Genomic DNA, 16,695 nt, shown 5'->3' with positions numbered 1-16,695 from the left:
CAGAAATTAAGAACGTTCACAACAATAAATATCGGTCCAGTTTGGGATTGCAGTTCGGCCGATATCGTCGGATAGACCGCGCGGAGATCTGGCTGGAGCCAGCCGCGTACCCGGGGGTGCAGATGCGATCAGTAACGATCAGGCACGTCGCCGAGGAAGCCGGCGTTTCGTTGCAGACCGTGTCGCGCGTCATCAACAACGGCCCCAACGTCACCGACGCGCTGCGCGAGCGGGTGCGGGCCGCCGTCGAGAAGCTCGGCTATGTTCCCAACATCGCCGCGCGCCGCATGGGCGGATCGAAATCCTATCTGCTGGTCGCGTTCAACGACCGCGAACCCACGCTCGAGAAGTGGCGCGCGGGCCGGGGCAGCGACTGGGTCGCGCAGATGCTGCTCGGGGCGATGCCGCGCTGCGAGCGCGACGGCTATCATCTGCTGATCGAACTGCTCGACGGCCATTCGAGTGGCTTGCATGCCAGGATCGACGCGGTCATTTCCTCGCTGCGACCCGACGGCGTGATCCTGACCCCGCCGCATTCGCAGGACGTCAGGATCCTCGACCAGCTGGAGCGCCGCGGCGTGCGCTTCGCGCGGATGAGCCCCGGCGACGGCGATGCGCGGGGATTCCGTGTGATGATGGACGAGAAGGAGGCGGCCGCCGTTGCGACGCGGCACCTGATCGACCTCGGCCATCGCCGCATCGGCTTTCTGACGGGTAGCCCCGACTATGCCGTCAGCGCTGAACGACTCGCAGGATTTCGATCGGGAATGGCGGCCGCGGGTGCCGCGATCGACGAACGCTGGATCCGGCAGGGCGAGTTCAGTTTCGAATCGGGGCTCGCCGCCGCGGATGCGCTGCTGGCGCTGGAACAGAGGCCCAGCGCGATCATCGCCAGCAGCGACGAACAGGCCTTGGCCGTGCTGCACCGTGCCCAGGATGCCGGCCTGGCCGTCCCGTCGGACCTGTCGATCATCAGCTTCGACGACACCCCGCCGATCAGCTTCAGCCTTCCGCCGCTGACAGCGGTCCGCCAGCCGACCGCGGCGATGGCCGAGCGCGCGGCGTCGCTTCTGATCGGAGAGCAGGGATCGTCCGACTCCGGTGCGGATTCCCAGATCCTCCCCTTCGAGTTCGTCGTGCGGGGCTCCACCGCGCCCCCGCATGACTGACCCGGGCCAGCGCCGGTTCCTCTGGCTCTATCCGCTCGCCAATGCCGGCGCCTATATCGCCTTCCTGCCGCTGCTGACGATCATATTGCCGCTGCGCGCCGAGGCGCTGGCGGGCGAGGCCAAGGTGACGCTGCTGAGCGAGGCCCTCCTCGCCGGCGTGCTGGTCGCCACCATCGCCAATGTCGCGGCAGGCATGGCCAGCGACTGGACCCGCGCCCGCATCGGCACGCGCATGCCCTGGCTTTGGGCCGGCCTGGCCGGAACATGGTTGTCCTACGCCGTCATCGCGACCGCCTCCGAGGCCGTCGTGCTCGGCATCGGCCTGATGCTCTTCCAGCTCTTCTTCAACATGTTCTTCGGGCCGCTGGGCGCGCTGCTGGCGGACAAGGTGCCGGACCATTTGAAAGGGCGGGTGTCGGGGCTCGCCAATCTGGCGCTTCCCGCGGGCACGCTTGCCTCGGGCCTGGTGGGCCTGCCCTTGTTCGCGACCGACGGCGCCCGGCTGATCGCGGTCACCATGCTCACCGCGGCACTGGTCCTGCCGCTGCTGATCGCGGCGCTCGGCCACTGGCGCGACGTCGATACGTCCGATGATCCGCATAGACGCGGCGGTCCGCTGCCCCAGCGCGGCTGGCGCGCCTTCTTCAGCCTGTGGGTGGCCAAATGCCTTGTCCAGCTTTCGGGCAATGTGATGACCAGCTATTTCCTTTTCTATCTCAAGGACGAGGTCTTTCGTGGCGACGGGCCGTCGGACATATCGGCGCAGACCGGCTTTGCGGGGATCATCGTCATAGCCACGTTCGTCGGCGCCGTGACGTCGATCGGCGCGGGCCGCTGGTCGGATCGATCCGGCCGAAGAAGACCCTTTCTTCTCGGCGCCGTCGCCTTGATGATGGTCGGCCTGTCGGCGCTTCTCATCCGCAGCGACTGGGTCACTGCCCTGTTCGGCTATACCGTCTTCGTGGCCGGCCTCGGCAGCTTCCTGACGATCGACATCGCCCTGGTCGCGCAGATCCTGCCGTCGGACCGGCACCGCGGACGCGACCTGGGGATCATGAACGCGGCGAACACCGTTCCCGCGATCCTCGCGCCGGCCCTCGCCCTCACGCTGTTCGACCAGTCGCACGACGGCTACGGCCTGTTGTTCGCCTTCCTGCTGCTGGCGCTCGCGGGAAGCGGCGGTGCCCTGCTGACGAGCCGCTCGCTCCGGTAACGGTCGCATCGCGACCGGCGCTCATCGCCTTATCTCTACCCGACAGCTCGATCGCCGAACCATGATCCGGACGATCCCCGACCATGCCGGAAGGATCGAACGACCCCGTACCGACCGGTCACAGTCCAATCGGGAAAGCATTAGTCGCATCTGAAAAGACTCGGAACTGGCCCCGCCCCCGCCCGTGCGGGACTATGGCCCGGTCGACGATCCCACCTTGTTTCGGCGCCATGATCCGCCCTCGACTGTCGGGGCGCGTCGGGCGGCGCCGGGCACCGCGCCACCACGAGAAGCGTGCGGATCTCCGACATTTAGGAGAATTCGATGAACCAACATAATCCTATCCAGACCCGCCCCGCCTTTCTGAACGGCAAGCCGAAGAAGCTGCTGATCGACGGGAAATGGGTGGAGGCCCTATCGGGCAAGAGCTTCGGCTCCTTCAATCCCTCGACCGGCGAAGCGCTCGATCCGGTCGCCGAGGGCGGCAGGGAGGATGTCGATCTGGCGGTCGCCGCCGCCCGGCGCGCCTTCGAAGGCCCGTGGAGCAGGTTCAAGCCGGCCGAGCGACAGCGCGTCATTCTCAAGCTCGCCGACCTGATCGAGGCGAATTTCGAGGAGCTGTTCCTGCTCGACGCCATCGACATGGGCTCGCCGATCGCCGCCCTCCCCTTCCTGCAGCGGCTGGTCGTCGACACCTTCCGCTTCTGCGCCGGCATGGCGACGGGAATCCAGGGCGAAACGCTGCCCAATTCGGTTCCGGGCAACATCCTGTCCTACACGATGCGCGAGCCGGTCGGCGTCGTCGGCGGGATCGTGCCGTGGAACGGCCCGGTGTTCAACGCCACGTGGAAGATCGCGCCCGCGCTCGCCACCGGCTGCACGCTGGTGCTGAAGCCGGCGGAGCAGGCATCGCTCAGCGCGCTGCGCCTCGGCGAGCTCTGCCTGGAAGCAGGCGTGCCGCCAGGCGTCGTCAACATCCTGACCGGCTTCGGCGAGACGGCGGGCGCGGCCCTCGCCGCGCATCTCGACGTAGACAAGGTCGCGTTCACCGGATCGTGCGAGACCGGGCAGCGGATCGTCCAGGCCTCGGCCGGCAATCTCAAGCGGCTCACGCTCGAGCTCGGCGGCAAGTCGCCCGACATCGTCTTCGCAGACGCGGACCTCGACGCGGCGGTGCCCGGCGCGGCCATGGCCGTCTTCGCCAATTCGGGCCAGGTGTGCAGCGCGGGCAGCCGCCTGTTCGTCGAACGCCAGATCTACGACGAGTTCGTCGAGAAGGTCGGAGCCTTCGCGAAGTCGCTGCGCGTCGGCAACAGCCTCGACCCCTCCACCATGATCGGTCCGCTGGTCTCGCAGGGGCAACTGGAGCGCGTGACCGGCTATCTCGAAGCGGGCGCCAGGGAAGGCGCACGCGCGGTCGCGGGCGGCAGCCGGCTCACCGACGGGGACCTGGCCAAAGGCTATTTCGTGCCGCCGACGCTGTTCGCCGATGTCGACGACGACATGACGATCGCCCGCGAGGAGATTTTCGGCCCGGTCATCTCCGCGATCCCGTTCGACGATGTCGAGGAGGTCGTGAAGCGCGCGAACAACACCGTGTTCGGCCTGGGCAGCGGCGTATGGACCCGCGACGTGAAGAAGGCGCACAAGCTGGCCGGGCTGATCCGCGCGGGATCGGTGTGGGTCAATTGCTATCAGGCGATGGATCCGGCGGTACCGTTCGGCGGCTACAAGATGAGCGGCTACGGCTCGGAGAGCGGCAAGCACCATCTCGACGAATATCTCAACGTCAAGTCGGTGTGGATCAATATCGACTGACCGGCTCTTCCTCCGCGAAGCCAGCCTGCCCCGTCCGCCCTTCCGGCGGATGGGGTTTTTATGGGCGTGGCAGGATCAGCGCGGCGCTTCCCAGATGTCGGGGTCGCCGCGATCGGCCAGTTTGCGCGCCTCCTGGATCAGATAGGCCCGGATGTCCTCGGCGCCCTCGGGGCGGATATATCGGCCGAAGCCGACCATCCCCAGATCCTTGAACGCCCCGTCGAGCACGACCGCCCGGAAGCTGTCCGGATCCTTGACGATCTGCGAGCGGCGCAGGTCCGCGGTGAAGCGTCCGCGCGCGCTGAAGCCGTGGCAGACCAGGCAGGTGTCGTTATAGGCAGCCAGGCCACGCACCGGATCGCCGCTCGTGACAACCCCGGTCAGGTCGACCGGGGCGGGTTGCGGGATGTCGTAGGGCTTCGCCTTCGCCTTGCCGTCGATCGCGAACACCATCAAGCGACCGGGCAGGCGCGGCCGGTAGGGAACGATGGTGCCGTACATCGCGCTTGGCCCGCCATAGCCCACCATCACCGCGACATATTGCCGCCGGTCGATCGCGTAGCTGATCGGCGGCGCGACGATGCCGTTGACGGTGGGATAGGACCAGAGCGTGGCACCGCTGGTGGCGTCATAAGCCTTCAGCGTCCCCTCCCCGGTTCCCTGGAAGACCAGCCCGCCCGCGGTCGCCAGCACGCCGCCATTGACGAAGAACGGATGCTTCGCGCGCCAGCGCACCGTTCCCGCGAAGGGATCCCAGGCGATCAGTTCGCCATAGACCGACGCCTTCATCCGGGCGAGTTCGGCGGGATCGTCGGGCACCGCCAGGGTACGCGTATCGATGCCGACGTTCATATGGCCGGGGCGATAGGTGAAGGCGGGATCGCGGGCGAAATACTGCGCCATCACCTGAGTCGGTATGTACACCAGGCGGCTCTGCGGGCTGTAGGCCATCGGATGCCAGCTGTGCGCGCCAAGCCCCGAGGGCGACTGCAGGAAGGGCTTGTCCTGGTAATGCGCGCCGGGGGCCATGATCGGCCGGCCGGTCTTCGGATCGATCCCCTTCGCCCAGGTGACCTCGGCATAGGGCTCGGCCGACAGAAGCTCGCCGGTCGTACGGTCCAGGACGTAGAAGAAGCCGTTCTTCGGTGCCTGCAGCAACAGCTTGCGCGGCCGGCCGCGCCATTCGGCGTCGAGCAGCATGATGTGCTGGGTCGCGGTATAGTCCCAGCTGTCGCCGGGCGTGGTCTGGTAGTGCCACAGATATTCGCCCGTCGCCGCCTTCACCGCGACGATCGACGACAGGAAGAGATTGTCGCCCTTGCCGTCGGAGCGGATGTTCCAGTCATAGGGGCCGCCATTGCCGACGCCGAAGTAAAGCACGCCGCTTTCCGGGTCGTAGGCCATCGAATCCCAGACGGTTCCGCCCCCGCCGGCCTCGCGCCAGCCCTTGCCGAACCAGGTGGGCCCGGCCAGTTCGCGCAAAGGCTTGTCGGAGGGCTGGCCGTCCGGCTTCCCGTCCGGATGCGGGACCGTGTAGAAGCGCCAGGCGAGTTGGCCGGTCGCGACATGATAGGCCGAGATATAGCCACGCACGCCGAATTCGGCACCGCCGTTGCCGATCAGCACCAGGTCGCCCGCGACCTCGGTCGCGCCGGTGATCGTATAGGGCTTCGACGGATCGACCGTCAGCGTCGACCAGAGCCTGTGCCCGGTCTTCGCGTCGAGCGCGATCAGCCGCCCGTCGAGCGTGGCGACGAAGACGCGCCCGTTCGCCACGGACACGCCGCGATTGATCGCGTCACAGCAACTCTTGGCGAGAGTGGGCTTCGGCACTTCGGGATCGAACGACCAGAGCTGCCGTCCGGTGCGGGCATCGAAGGCGAAGACCTTGGACCAGGCCGAGCTGACATACAGCACCCCGCCGACCATGATCGGCGTCGCCTCCTGGCCGCGATCGGTGTCGAATTCATGATACCAGGCGAGGCCGAGACGCGAGATGTTGGTCCGATCGATCTGCGCGATCGGCGCGAAGCGCAGCGCGGCGTTGGTCCGGCCATAGACGGGCCACTCGACCGGCTGCACGGCGGGCCGGGCCGATATCAGCGTCATGGCGGCGAGCACCGCGACCGAACATTGCTTTACTGCCTTGGCCGCACGCATTCCAACCCCTCCCGATTCGCTCCCGCGCCATCGTGACGCTGGTATATTTGCAGAGAAGCTATAGATCGCCGGCCCCACATCGCCATGGCGGTAACGTCATCCTGGCCCAATAGGCAAATAAAATGCCAAATTTCCACAGTTAAGAAACGTTACTATGAAGTCCATTTTGTGAAATCTTGATCGTAATTCGAAAGTCCTTCGGAATTAGGATCGCTTTTCGCAATCTATACGCGCTTCCACAAAGGTGCGCGAGCATCCCGCCTCTTTCATTGCAGTCATAAATCCAGCGTCGGCTCACCACATCCCGGTGGGACCGATGACGACAATGGCCGTCACCAAGAACGGCCGTGCCTTTTGGAGAGGGGATAAGGATATGCGAAGCAAAGATATCCGCTGGCTGCTGCTGTCCGCATGCGCCGGCGTAATGATCCACCAGCCGGCGCAGGCGCAGCAGCCGGACGAGAGCAGCGGGCCGCAGATCGAAGAGATCGTCGTCACCGCGCAGAAACGGGCGCAGAACCTGCAGGACGTGCCATTGTCGGTCACTGCCTTCACCGGCGAGTCGCTCAAGGCGCGCGGCATCACCAGCGTCGGCGAACTGACGCTGACCACGCCGGGCCTGCAGATCCAGCCCGGCGGCGGCGGATCGGTCATCCCCTTCCTGCGCGGCATCGGCAGCACGGCGGCGGCGGTCGGCAACGAATCGAGCGTCGCGGTCTATCTCGACGGCATCTATTATACCCGCCTGCCACCGGGCTTCCTGACCCTCAACAATATCGAGCGGGTCGAGGTGCTGAAGGGTCCGCAGGGCACGTTGTTCGGGCGCAACTCCTCGGGCGGCGTCATCAACATCGTCACGCCCGATCCGTCGCACGATTTCGCCATGCGCGGGAGCCTGGGCTATGGCCGCTTCGACATGTTCCACGGCGACGCCTATGTCACGGGCTCGCTGGGCGAGAAGATCGCGGCGGACCTGTCGGTCGGCGGAACCCGGCAGAGCGACGGCTGGGGCACCAATCGCGCGACGGGCAACCGGGTCGGCTTCGTCGACGATTTCACCGCGCGCTCGAAGCTGTTGTTCGAGCCGGGCGAGACGACGCGTTTCGTGCTGTCGGGCTTCTATTCCTATTCGAAGTCGGGAAGCCAGGGGAACAGCTTTCCCGGCTTCACGCGCGGCACCCGGACGGTGCCGGGCCTGATCACACCGTCGCTCGACGATTTCTACGATCATGATTCCGATGTCGACGGCCGCCTGATGGCCCAGTTCTGGGGCGCGTCGCTGCGCGCCGAACAGGATTTCGGCTTCGCCAGGCTGACGAGCATCACCGCCTATACGCGCGACAAGGAGCGCGCGAAGGGCGATGGCGACTATGGTCCGCTGCCCGACTTCATCTACCACCAGCGCGCGGACCTGAAACAGTTCACGCAGGAGTTCCAGCTGGGCCATTCGGGGGGCCGCTTCGACTGGCTGCTCGGCTTGTTCTACTATGACACCAAGACGGCTTATCCGAACGACTTTTCAGGCCTGTTGTTCGACGCAACGATCTTCCCGGGGGCGCATCTGTTCCTCGAGAATTTCCAGCACGTGAAATCCTATGCCGGCTATGGCCAGGCCACCTATGAGGTGGCGCCGGGGCTCAGCCTGACCGGCGGCCTCCGCTACACGCGCGACGAACTCAGCGGCAACGGCATCCAGAACCTCGCGACCCGCAACGCCGTGCTCAACCCCGGCACGCCGCTGATTCCCATCGCCACCGCGTCCGACAAGACGACCTTCGAAAAGGTCACCTTCCGAGCCTCGGTCGACTACAAGTTCACGCCGGACATATTGGGCTATGCGTCGTTCAGCCGGGGCTACAAGTCGGCAGGTTACAATCTGATCCCCTTTTCGGCGCCGCCGCAGCGTCCCGAAACGCTCGATGCCTATGAGGTCGGCTTCAAGATGGACCTGTTCGACCGGCGCGTCCGGCTGAACACCGCCGCCTTTTTCTACGACGTCCAGGATCCCCAGGTGCAGCTGCTCCAGAACGGATCGCTGGCGCTGTCCAATGCCGACGGGTCGCGCGTCCATGGTTTCGAACTGGACGGGCAGGCGGCGATCTCCGACGCGCTGACCGCGCGCTTCGGCTTCACCTGGCTCGATTCCAAATATACGTCCTATGGCAGTATCGATCCGACGACCGGCCTATGCGTTCGCTGCGCACCGAGCGGCCCGCCCTCCCCAACGGGCGGTGCGGTATCGCCGCTGCTCAACATCGTCGCCGACGGCAACCGCACGCCGCTGGCTCCCAGGGCGACCTTCAACATCGGCGCCGATTACGGCTTCGATGGCGCCGGCGGACGCTGGACCCTCAGCGCCGATTATTATCACAACAGCGGCTATGACTTCGAACCGGACAACCTGCTCCACCAGCCGTCCTACGACCTGGTGAACGCCCAGGTGACGTTCGCCCCCAACGACAATCTCGCCTTCCGGCTGTGGGGCAAGAACCTGTTCGACGAGAAATATGTCTCGCTCGCGCTGACCCAGGAAGGCGGCCCCGGCTATCCCTTTCTGGCCGGCGCGCCGCTGACCTACGGCGTCTCGGTCGACTTCAGCTTCTGAAGCCGCGATGGAAAGGGCTCCGGCGCGGTGCGTCGGAGCCCGTTTCGGTTTCACCAGACGAGATCGAGGCTTTCGAGCCCCATGGTCTGCCCCTTGCGCACCACCGGCACATAATCGGGCGCGGTCCGGAACGTCGGGATCGCGGCCAGCCATTCCTCCAGGCACACCCGCAGTTCGAGCCGCGCGAGATGGATGCCGGCGCAGGCATGCGGCCCGGTATTGAAGGCCAGATGGCCCCGCGCGTCACGGTCGAAATCGACCGTCAGCGGGTCTTCCCATTGCCTCGGATCGTTGGTCGCCGCAGCGAGCGCGCCCAACACATGGTCGCCGCGGCGCAGACCGACGCCGCCCAGTTCGGTGTCGCTCATCACCCGACGGCCGGTGTTCACGAAGGCGTGCCGGCGCAGCATCTCCTCGATCGCCCTCGGAATGGTGCCGGGGTCGTCGCGAAGCCGCTGCTGATGATCCGGGTTTTCGGCCAGGAAGCGGGTCAGGAAGGTCAGCGCGTTGGTAACGGTATCGAGCCCCGCGGTGAACAGCAGGTTGCAGATGTCCAGGACCATCTTCCGGCTGAGCTTTTGACCATCGACCTCGGCCTGAAGCAGGAAGCTGATCGGATCGTCGCCGGGATTGCGTTCCCGCTCGTCGGCGAGTTGCCCCTGATAGGCGTAGAGTTCCTCCATCACCCGCCCCCGGTCGCCGTCCGAATAATGGCCGATGATGACGTGGACCCAGTTGATGATCTCTCGCCGCCGCGAGAAGTCCATGCCCATGATCGCCATCCAGATGCCGACCGGCAGGCGCGACGAGAATTGCTCGACATATTCGCACGCCCGCCCGCCGGCGACGATATCGGCGATCAGTTCGCGCGCCAGCGTCCGGACGGTGGCCTCCATCCGCCGCACCACCGACGGCGCCAGGAACCTGTTGAGCAGGGCTCGATATTTGCGATGCTCGGGATCGTCCATGTCGAGCGGCGGGAACGGCACGGCCAGTTCCGGCGGCGCCGCGGGAACGGCGGTGCCGCTGCTGGAGAAGATCGCGGGACTGAGCATCATCGTCCGGACGATGTCATAGCTGGTCGCGACCCAATGGCCGCCGTTGCGGCGCGTGTAGAACAGGCCCGGCGCATCGGCGTGGAGCGCGAAATAACCGCGATGGAGATCCCGGTCCAGCATGGGATCGCGGTGCAGGTCGAAGTCGAAGATCAACTCGGGCGGGACATGGCCCGGTACGTCCTTCATGTCGATCAGCTGGTCCATCCCGCCCTCCTTTATCGTTTAGGTCGATCGACCGACCTATACCCTCCAGGCGAAAAGCTACCAAGCCATCGAGGCTTTTTTCACTTGTCGAAAAGGATCATCGCGTTGCATTTGCTGACGGCACGGACGGTCGCCAGCAGCCCTTCGGCTTCGGCCGATGCCATGTCGCCGAGGCTGCGGTTGTGGAGCAGGCGCATCAGCGTGATCGGCCCGAACAAGGTGGTCGCGACCAGGCCATGATCCCGCCTGTCGCCGCCCAGCGCCGCGGCGAGCAGGGCGGCGGCGGCGGTGACGATCGGCTCCACGACGCCGCGATGGATCCGATCGACCTCGGGACCGCCGATCGCCAGTTCGCGCATGCCGAACTGGTTGGCCGCTTCCGCTTCATGCCCGGTCGCCAGCAGCGAGACCGCGACCGCGTCGATGAGTTGGACGAGCGCGTCGCGCGCCTGTTCGCGCGTCGGTCGCGCGGCGGCGATCGCTTCGGCCCGCGCCACATGCGCCTCGATCGGCGCGAACATCACCGTCGCGGCGCGATCCGCCACCGCTGCATAGAGTTCGGGCTTGCTGCCGAAATGATAGCTGATCGCCGACAGGGCGACACCCGACGCGCGGGCGATGTCGCGGGTCGACGCGCCGTCATAGCCCTGCCCCGCGAAGATGCGCAGCGCCGTCGCGATCAGCTGCTCGCGGGTCTCTGGCGATGCGGAGGGCGGGGCAGAGGGTGGCGCGGTGGACATCGCCTCCGTCGATGCGGTGCTTGCCATCGACGGTCAAGGCTCCTCGATCGGCAACGGCGGCACCATCGGGTCGCGCCTATCCGGCGGAGAACGGCTGCCGCATGCCGGTTTCGGCGGCGCGGGCGATGGTTTCGAGCTGCCGGTGCCGCATCACGCCATGGTCGAAATCGAGCGGGCCCGGCCGATCCTCGACCAGCGCCCGGGCGAAGTCCTGGAACATGTGCGCGACGTTGAGCGGCTGGGTATCGGGCGTCTCTCCCGGCACGGTGCGATATCGGGGCGGGATGCTCAGCGGTTCGAACGCGCCGCCAAGCTTCGGCGTGCCGTAGATGAGGTAATCATTGGGGACGCCGGGGTGGCGCTCGCTGGGATCGAGGTCGCCCTCGGTGGTGATGATCAGCGCGCCGCCCGATCCGCTGATCTCCAGGTGGAAGGGCTTATAGGTGGGCGAATTCTGCTTCATCACGATCGAAGCCACCGCCCCGCTGTCCAGTCGGCCATTGACCAGGATATGATCCTTGTGGGTCATCGGCACGACCTTGCCGCTGTCCAGCCGGATCTCCTTCATCCCGATCGTCATATAGGCCTGGAGATCGACGAACTCGCCGACATAGGCGGCCAGCGTGTCGAGCGCATGACCGCCCATGATGCGCAGGCCGGCATTGGCCTGTTCGAGAAAGTCGACATAGGCCTGGCTGACGGCCATCCGTGCGGTCTGATCGTTGGCACGGTCGAAGTTCACCGACCAGAGCGTGCCGACATAGCCCTGCGCGATCAGGTCGCGGACATAGGCGACGATCGGCGCGCAGCGATTCTGCAGACCTACGAGCGTGCGCACGCCCTTCGCCCGCGCGGCGTCGCGCATCTCGAGCGCCTGCGCCATGCTGGTCCCGAACGGCCACTCGCAGAAGACATGCTTGCCGGCCTCGATCGCCGGCATCACGAACTGATGATGATGCGCCGAACCGGTGCTGACGATGATCATGTCGAGATCGGGCTGCGCGAGCATCTCGTGATAATCGCCATAGGCGCGGGGGATGCCGTGCTTGGCGGCGGCGGCATCGGCATTGTCCTGGTTGCGCGAGGCGACGGCGACCAGCTCATATTCGGGAAGCGACCGGAGCGCCGGTATGTGCGCGGCGCTCGCCCAGGCGAAGGGGTTGGCGCTCGCCCCGAGGATGCCGATCCGGATCTTCGCGTCCCGCGCCTTTCCGTCATTGCCGCTCGCCGTCATCCGCGCCTTCTCCCGTCGTCGTCCTTCGCTTCCTTACCCTATGACGGTGGCATCAGCGCGCCAGCGCCGATCCGATGACGATTGCGAGCAAGATTCTCCCCTGCCGATCAATGTCCGGGATGACCCGGCAAGGTGCCCAGGACGCGCATCTCGGTGAAGGTCTCGACCGACGCGGTGGCGTTGAAGGCGACCGCCCGGATCGGCCCCTCGGGCGCCAGCTCCGCCAGCGGATCCTGCTCGAGCGAACCGAATTCGATGAAGGCGTCCTCGGCCTGCCAGGCGCGCAGCACCTGGTTGCTGCGATCGGTCGGCGAGCAGCACACCGTCCGGTCGACGAAGCCAGCATAGTTGACATCGGGTATCTCGCGCACCGTCAGGGTCTCCGACCCGCCCGCATTCATCGCGGCGACGCCCGCGGCATCGAGCTCGGCGCCGATACGCATCCGCATCGTGATCAGGCGCTGGCCCCGCCGGCTGACCGTCACCTCGAAGGCGTCGACGCTGGTCGGCACGAAGCGAATGTCGGCGAACTTCTTGAGCATGCCGAAATAGACGCCCCAGGGGCCCATGATGTCGACATGCGTCTTATCGCCGTCCAGGCTGTCGATATATTCCCAGCCCGCAAAACCCTTCACGCCTTCGAACGCGGTGTGCCCGCGGAACTGGAAGCCGTGATAGGGCGTCACCCGCCCGTCCATGGGCAGGGTGTTGCGGCTGGTGAAATACCAGGCGTGAACCTCGGGCGGCTTCGACCGGTCGACCTTCAGCGGCGGCGGAAGGATCAGCTTCTCGATCGCTTCATAGCTGCTGCGGAAGGTGACCATATAGACGGTCATGTCGGGGAAGCTCAGCCCGTCATATCGGAATGCCGCCCCGGGGCGGACGCCGGTGAGGTTGAGGATACCGCCGGTGAAAGCGTCGGTCGGCTGGGCCATGGCGGCTCCTTGCAGGACGGGAGGCGGCCCGATCCGGACCGGACCGCCTCGAAGGTTCAGAACGAGAAGAGCAGGTCGAGACCATAGGTGCGCGGCGATCCGGGCATCGCCGAGCTGCCGCGCGCGCCATCGCTCTGGACCTGCGCGACGTAATATTTTTCCTTGGTGATGTTCTTCGCCCAGGCGCGGACCGCGAAACGCTCATATTTGCCCGGCAGCGTATATTTCACCTGCGCGTCGACGAGCGAATAGGAAGACTGCCGCAGGGCATTGTCGGCATCCCAGGCGAAGCCGTCATTATAGGCGTAGTTGACGTCGAAATTGAACTTGCCCGCCTCGGTCACCAGTTCGTAGTTGAGACCCAGGTTGAGCGTCCATTTCGGCACGCGCACCATGTCGTTGCCGGTGGCGTCGAGTGGCGCGAAGCCGTTCACATAGCCGCCGACGGGGCCCAGCGCCGGATTGGTGTTGAGATTGGGAACCGGCGTCTGCGCGTTCGGGAAGTCGGTATATTTGGAGTCCAGATATCCCGCGCCGAACCGCAGCGTCAGCCCGCGGCCGAGCGCGGCCTGGCCTTCGAGCTCGCCGCCGTAGATCCGCGCGCCGGGCGCGTTGATGATGATCACGGTCGGTCCGTCGAACTGCTGGAACTGCGCGTTCTTGAAGTCATAATAGAAGGCCGCGCCGTTCAACCGCAGGCGCCGGTCGAACAGCTCCGACTTGAAGCCCAGTTCGCTGGCGTCGAGAATTTCCGGCTTCGCCGCGGTCGGCAGGAAGGGCAGCGTGTTGAACAACCCGGCCTTGTAGCCGCGGCTCTGCGACGCATACACCATCAGGTCGTCGTCCAGCCTGTAGTCGAGCGACGCCTTGTAGGTGAACTTCTTGAAGGTCTGTGCGCCGGTGATGGTCGCCCCCGGAACGACCGGACTGCCGACCAGGTAGAAATCCCCCCGGCCGCTGCCGCGGAGCTTGTCCCGCGTGTAGCGGCCGCCCAGGGTCAGGTTCAGCCGCTCCATCAGCGGGACGGTCGCCTGGCCGTAGACCGCGGCCGACTTGGTGCTCGAACGGCCATAGGTGTCGCTGACCGCCGGCAGGCCGCCGGCCGCGAAGTCGATCGCCGCGCCGGTGAACCGCGACGGCACATAGGCCGAGCGCGAATCCAGGTAGAAGGCGCCGACCAGCCAGTCGATGCTCGAGCCCTCGCGCGATGCGAGCTGCAGTTCCTGCGAGATCTGCCGGACCCGGCCGAACAGGTCGGCGCGCAGGAGATTCTGCCGGCCGAAGTCGGAATCGAAAGTGATGAAGCTCTTGTCGCGGCGATAGGCGGTGATCGAGGTCAGCGTCGCGAAGGAGAGATCCTGCTCGAGCTTGCCCGAGACGCCCCAGTTGCGGCTGCGGCTGACGGGCGTGTCGTTCGCTTCGATATCGTAGAAGCCGAGGCGCGGCTGCAGGCCGAAGGGCGGCAGGTCATAACCGCGCTGGACGCCCGGCAGATATTGGCTCTGCGCGATGAAATCGTTGTTCGAGCGGTTATAGTCGCCGGTCAGCGTGATCGTCGTTTCGTCCCCGGCTTCCCAGCGCAACTTGCTCCGGATCGCCTTGGTGTTCTCGCGGCCCCAGTCGCGGCCGTCGACGACATTCTTGCCCCACCCCTCGCCCTGGTCGATCAGCAGGCCGCTGACATCGATGGCGAGCCCCTCGGCCAGACCGGTCGAGGCATAGATGCTGGCGCGGGTCGTCTGGTAGTTGCCGTAGCCGATACTGCCCTCGATCACCGGCGTCTGGCTCGGATCGCGGGTGACGACGTGGATCAGGCCGCCGCTGGCGTTGCGACCGAACAGCGTGCCCTGCGGCCCCTTGAGCACCTCGACCCGCGCGATGCTGTTGAGCTGGAGCAGCGTCGAAGGCACCCGGACGAGATAGACGCCATCGATATAGACGGCGTTGCTCGCCTCGTTGCCGACCAGCGAACCGGGGTTGCCGATGCCGCGCAGAAACGGCTGGACCGAGCCCGAGGTGGCGAAGATCGTCAGCGACGGCACGAGCCGTCCGAGGTCGTTCGCGCTTGTAATGTTGGCGGATGCCAGCGCGGTGCCGTCGACCGCGCTGACCGAAACCGGCACGTCCTGCAGGTTCTGGCTCCGCTTCTGGGCCGTGACGACGATTTCCTGCAGGCCGTCATTGTCGTCGGCATCGGCGGCTTGCGCCGAAGCGAGCGAGGGCAGGCCGATCGTGGCGACGACCGCCAGGCCCGACAGCAACTGGCGACGAATTCCGGAATATTTACGCATCAATCCTCTCCCCCCTTTTCGTCCGTCGTCGCGTTCGGCCTGGTGTAGTTCCAGATCACGCTCGGCCGGTCGCGACCGGCGCATCGTCCTGAACGGGACGCGGACCATCATTGGTGCCTCCGTGATGAAGCGGAGGATCGCGGGCGACAATCGCCCGGGCCCAATCGAAAATGTAAAAGTCGATTTTCGAAAGCCTTGCACACCGCGCCCGCGGGCCATCCGCCACATAAAAACGCATTATGCCAAAGTCATGGATATTGCCTGGCGCATCGGTCCCGCGCGATACAGGGGTGCCAGTTCTTGTCACCTCGTGCGACAGCGGCAATGCTACGGAAGAATCAGACGATCAGGCTGAGGTGCCGCGATGCAGGCCGTCCTTGAAAAATGCCCGTCGACCATTATCGCCGAACGGCGTCTCGATGACGCCGCCATCGGCATTATCGACTATCAGTGGCAGGAATCCTTCATCTACCAGGATCGGCTGGACAGCATCCATTATCGGCTGCTGCCCTTCAGCCTCGACCTGCGGGGATCGCTGAGCGGGGGATCCGCGCACCATCTGGGCCACGTCTCGCTGTTCCCGGCGGGATCGACGCTGAAGGTCTTCGTCGACGACCCCGGCCACCATCACGCGCGCACCCTGAAGTGCAGCTTCTCGCAACACTGGATCGAAAAGCTCCTCGGCCAGAGCTTCGATGTCGGCGAGGTGGAGGTCGACAAATATCTGGGCGTGAAGAACGGCAACGCCCGCGCCTGCCTGCACCGGATCTCGCTCGAACTGCTGGAGCCGGGCTTCGCCTCCGACGCGCTCATCGAGTCGCTGCTGCAGACCGCCGTGATCGAGATCATCCGGGACGGTGGCGGGCAACGGACCGCCGGTTTCGGCGCCATGCCCGAAGCCAGGATGGGCCGGCTGTCGCCTGCCCAGCTCAACCGCATCCTCGCCATGGTCGAGGCACGGCAGGGCGACATTCCTACCGCGGCCGCGCTTGCGGGCGAGCTGGGTATGAGCGTCTCGCATTTCCGCCGCCGCTTCCGCGCGACCACCGGCCAGTCGGTGCTCGAGTTCATCTCGGTCTCGACCGTCGAACATGCCAAGAGCCTACTCGCGAACAGCCATCTGTCGATGAAGGAAATCACCTACCGGCTGGGCTTCACCTCGCCGAGCAGCTTCTCGGTCGCGTTCAAAAGAATGGTGGGCTGCTCGCCGAGCCAATTCCGCACCCAGGCGCGCGCTTAGCCAACCTCCGCCTTCGCCGACGGCAGGG

11 protein-coding genes are annotated in these 16,695 nt (G+C 65.8%); 5 read left to right on the top strand and 6 right to left on the bottom strand.

Annotated features, from left to right (window positions below; translation table 11 throughout):
- The first annotated feature begins 122 nt into the window (after positions 1–122).
- The 3 genes from ASE22_RS15135 to ASE22_RS15125 all read left to right on the top strand — a co-directional run bounded on the left by ASE22_RS15135 (position 123) and on the right by ASE22_RS15125 (position 4,200).
- Positions 123–1,169, top strand: a complete 1,047-nt coding sequence (locus ASE22_RS15135; protein ID WP_082591531.1) for a LacI family DNA-binding transcriptional regulator — start codon at positions 123–125, stop codon at positions 1,167–1,169.
- Positions 1,162–2,382: an MFS transporter gene (locus ASE22_RS15130; protein WP_056361013.1), complete on the top strand. Its 1,221-nt coding sequence runs from the start codon at positions 1,162–1,164 to the stop codon at positions 2,380–2,382. Before ASE22_RS15135 ends, ASE22_RS15130 begins: the two co-directional genes overlap by 8 nt.
- Positions 2,383–2,706: 324 nt before the next feature.
- On the top strand, positions 2,707–4,200 hold the full coding sequence (locus ASE22_RS15125) for an aldehyde dehydrogenase family protein (protein ID WP_056361010.1): 1,494 nt from the start codon (positions 2,707–2,709) through the stop codon (positions 4,198–4,200).
- A 75-nt stretch (positions 4,201–4,275) separates the two neighbouring features.
- Here the strand turns inward: ASE22_RS15125 and ASE22_RS15120 are convergent, their stop codons facing one another.
- Positions 4,276–6,360 carry a PQQ-dependent dehydrogenase, methanol/ethanol family gene (locus tag ASE22_RS15120; RefSeq protein WP_056361008.1) on the bottom strand — a complete coding sequence of 695 codons (2,085 nt, stop codon included), beginning with the start codon at positions 6,358–6,360 and terminating at the stop codon, positions 4,276–4,278.
- A gap of 373 nt (positions 6,361–6,733) precedes the next feature.
- On the opposite strand from ASE22_RS15120, the gene ASE22_RS15115 reads away from it, so the two are divergent.
- Entirely contained in the window at positions 6,734–8,965 is a 2,232-nt protein-coding gene (locus ASE22_RS15115; RefSeq protein ID WP_056361005.1) for a TonB-dependent receptor, read from the top strand.
- 50 nt (positions 8,966–9,015) lie between these two features.
- Here the strand turns inward: ASE22_RS15115 and ASE22_RS15110 are convergent, their stop codons facing one another.
- The 5 genes from ASE22_RS15110 to ASE22_RS15090 form a co-directional block, all read right to left on the bottom strand.
- Positions 9,016–10,227, bottom strand: coding sequence for a cytochrome P450 (locus ASE22_RS15110; protein ID WP_056361002.1), 1,212 nt, complete (start codon positions 10,225–10,227; stop codon positions 9,016–9,018).
- Positions 10,228–10,307: 80 nt separating this feature from the next.
- Positions 10,308–10,994, bottom strand: coding sequence for a TetR/AcrR family transcriptional regulator (locus ASE22_RS15105; RefSeq protein ID WP_056360999.1), 687 nt, complete (start codon positions 10,992–10,994; stop codon positions 10,308–10,310).
- Between the two features lie 49 nt (positions 10,995–11,043).
- Positions 11,044–12,201 carry a Gfo/Idh/MocA family protein gene (locus ASE22_RS15100; RefSeq protein ID WP_056360996.1) on the bottom strand — a complete coding sequence of 386 codons (1,158 nt, stop codon included), beginning with the start codon at positions 12,199–12,201 and terminating at the stop codon, positions 11,044–11,046.
- Between the two features lie 107 nt (positions 12,202–12,308).
- The gene (locus ASE22_RS15095; RefSeq protein ID WP_056360992.1) at positions 12,309–13,136 is read right to left on the bottom strand and encodes an acetoacetate decarboxylase family protein; all 828 of its coding nucleotides are present in this window, start codon (positions 13,134–13,136) and stop codon (positions 12,309–12,311) included.
- A 56-nt stretch (positions 13,137–13,192) separates the two neighbouring features.
- Positions 13,193–15,427 (bottom strand): TonB-dependent receptor, encoded by a 2,235-nt coding sequence (locus ASE22_RS15090; RefSeq protein ID WP_162248224.1) that lies wholly within the window; start codon positions 15,425–15,427, stop codon positions 13,193–13,195.
- A gap of 364 nt (positions 15,428–15,791) precedes the next feature.
- Between ASE22_RS15090 and ASE22_RS15085 the strand changes: the two genes are divergently transcribed.
- The gene (locus ASE22_RS15085; protein ID WP_056360988.1) at positions 15,792–16,667 is read left to right on the top strand and encodes a helix-turn-helix transcriptional regulator; all 876 of its coding nucleotides are present in this window, start codon (positions 15,792–15,794) and stop codon (positions 16,665–16,667) included.
- The last annotated feature ends 28 nt before the right edge of the window (positions 16,668–16,695 follow it).

This window comes from Sphingomonas sp. Root720 (genome assembly GCF_001428605.1).
Classification (GTDB): Bacteria; Pseudomonadota; Alphaproteobacteria; order Sphingomonadales; family Sphingomonadaceae; genus Rhizorhabdus.
Note: the sequence above shows the minus strand (reverse complement) of the source record. Positions and strands in the feature narration are given on the sequence as shown.

Coding starts and splice junctions, on each gene's coding strand:
- ASE22_RS15095 (WP_056360992.1), bottom strand. CDS start 13,136: ATGGCCCAGCCGACCGACGCTTTCACCGGCGGTATCCTCAACCTCACC.
- ASE22_RS15090 (WP_162248224.1), bottom strand. CDS start 15,427: ATGCGTAAATATTCCGGAATTCGTCGCCAGTTGCTGTCGGGCCTGGCG.
- ASE22_RS15130 (WP_056361013.1), top strand. CDS start 1,162: ATGACTGACCCGGGCCAGCGCCGGTTCCTCTGGCTCTATCCGCTCGCC.
- ASE22_RS15110 (WP_056361002.1), bottom strand. CDS start 10,227: ATGGACCAGCTGATCGACATGAAGGACGTACCGGGCCATGTCCCGCCC.
- ASE22_RS15105 (WP_056360999.1), bottom strand. CDS start 10,994: ATGGCAAGCACCGCATCGACGGAGGCGATGTCCACCGCGCCACCCTCT.
- ASE22_RS15120 (WP_056361008.1), bottom strand. CDS start 6,360: ATGCGTGCGGCCAAGGCAGTAAAGCAATGTTCGGTCGCGGTGCTCGCC.
- ASE22_RS15125 (WP_056361010.1), top strand. CDS start 2,707: ATGAACCAACATAATCCTATCCAGACCCGCCCCGCCTTTCTGAACGGC.
- ASE22_RS15085 (WP_056360988.1), top strand. CDS start 15,792: ATGCAGGCCGTCCTTGAAAAATGCCCGTCGACCATTATCGCCGAACGG.
- ASE22_RS15115 (WP_056361005.1), top strand. CDS start 6,734: ATGCGAAGCAAAGATATCCGCTGGCTGCTGCTGTCCGCATGCGCCGGC.
- ASE22_RS15135 (WP_082591531.1), top strand. CDS start 123: ATGCGATCAGTAACGATCAGGCACGTCGCCGAGGAAGCCGGCGTTTCG.
- ASE22_RS15100 (WP_056360996.1), bottom strand. CDS start 12,201: ATGACGGCGAGCGGCAATGACGGAAAGGCGCGGGACGCGAAGATCCGG.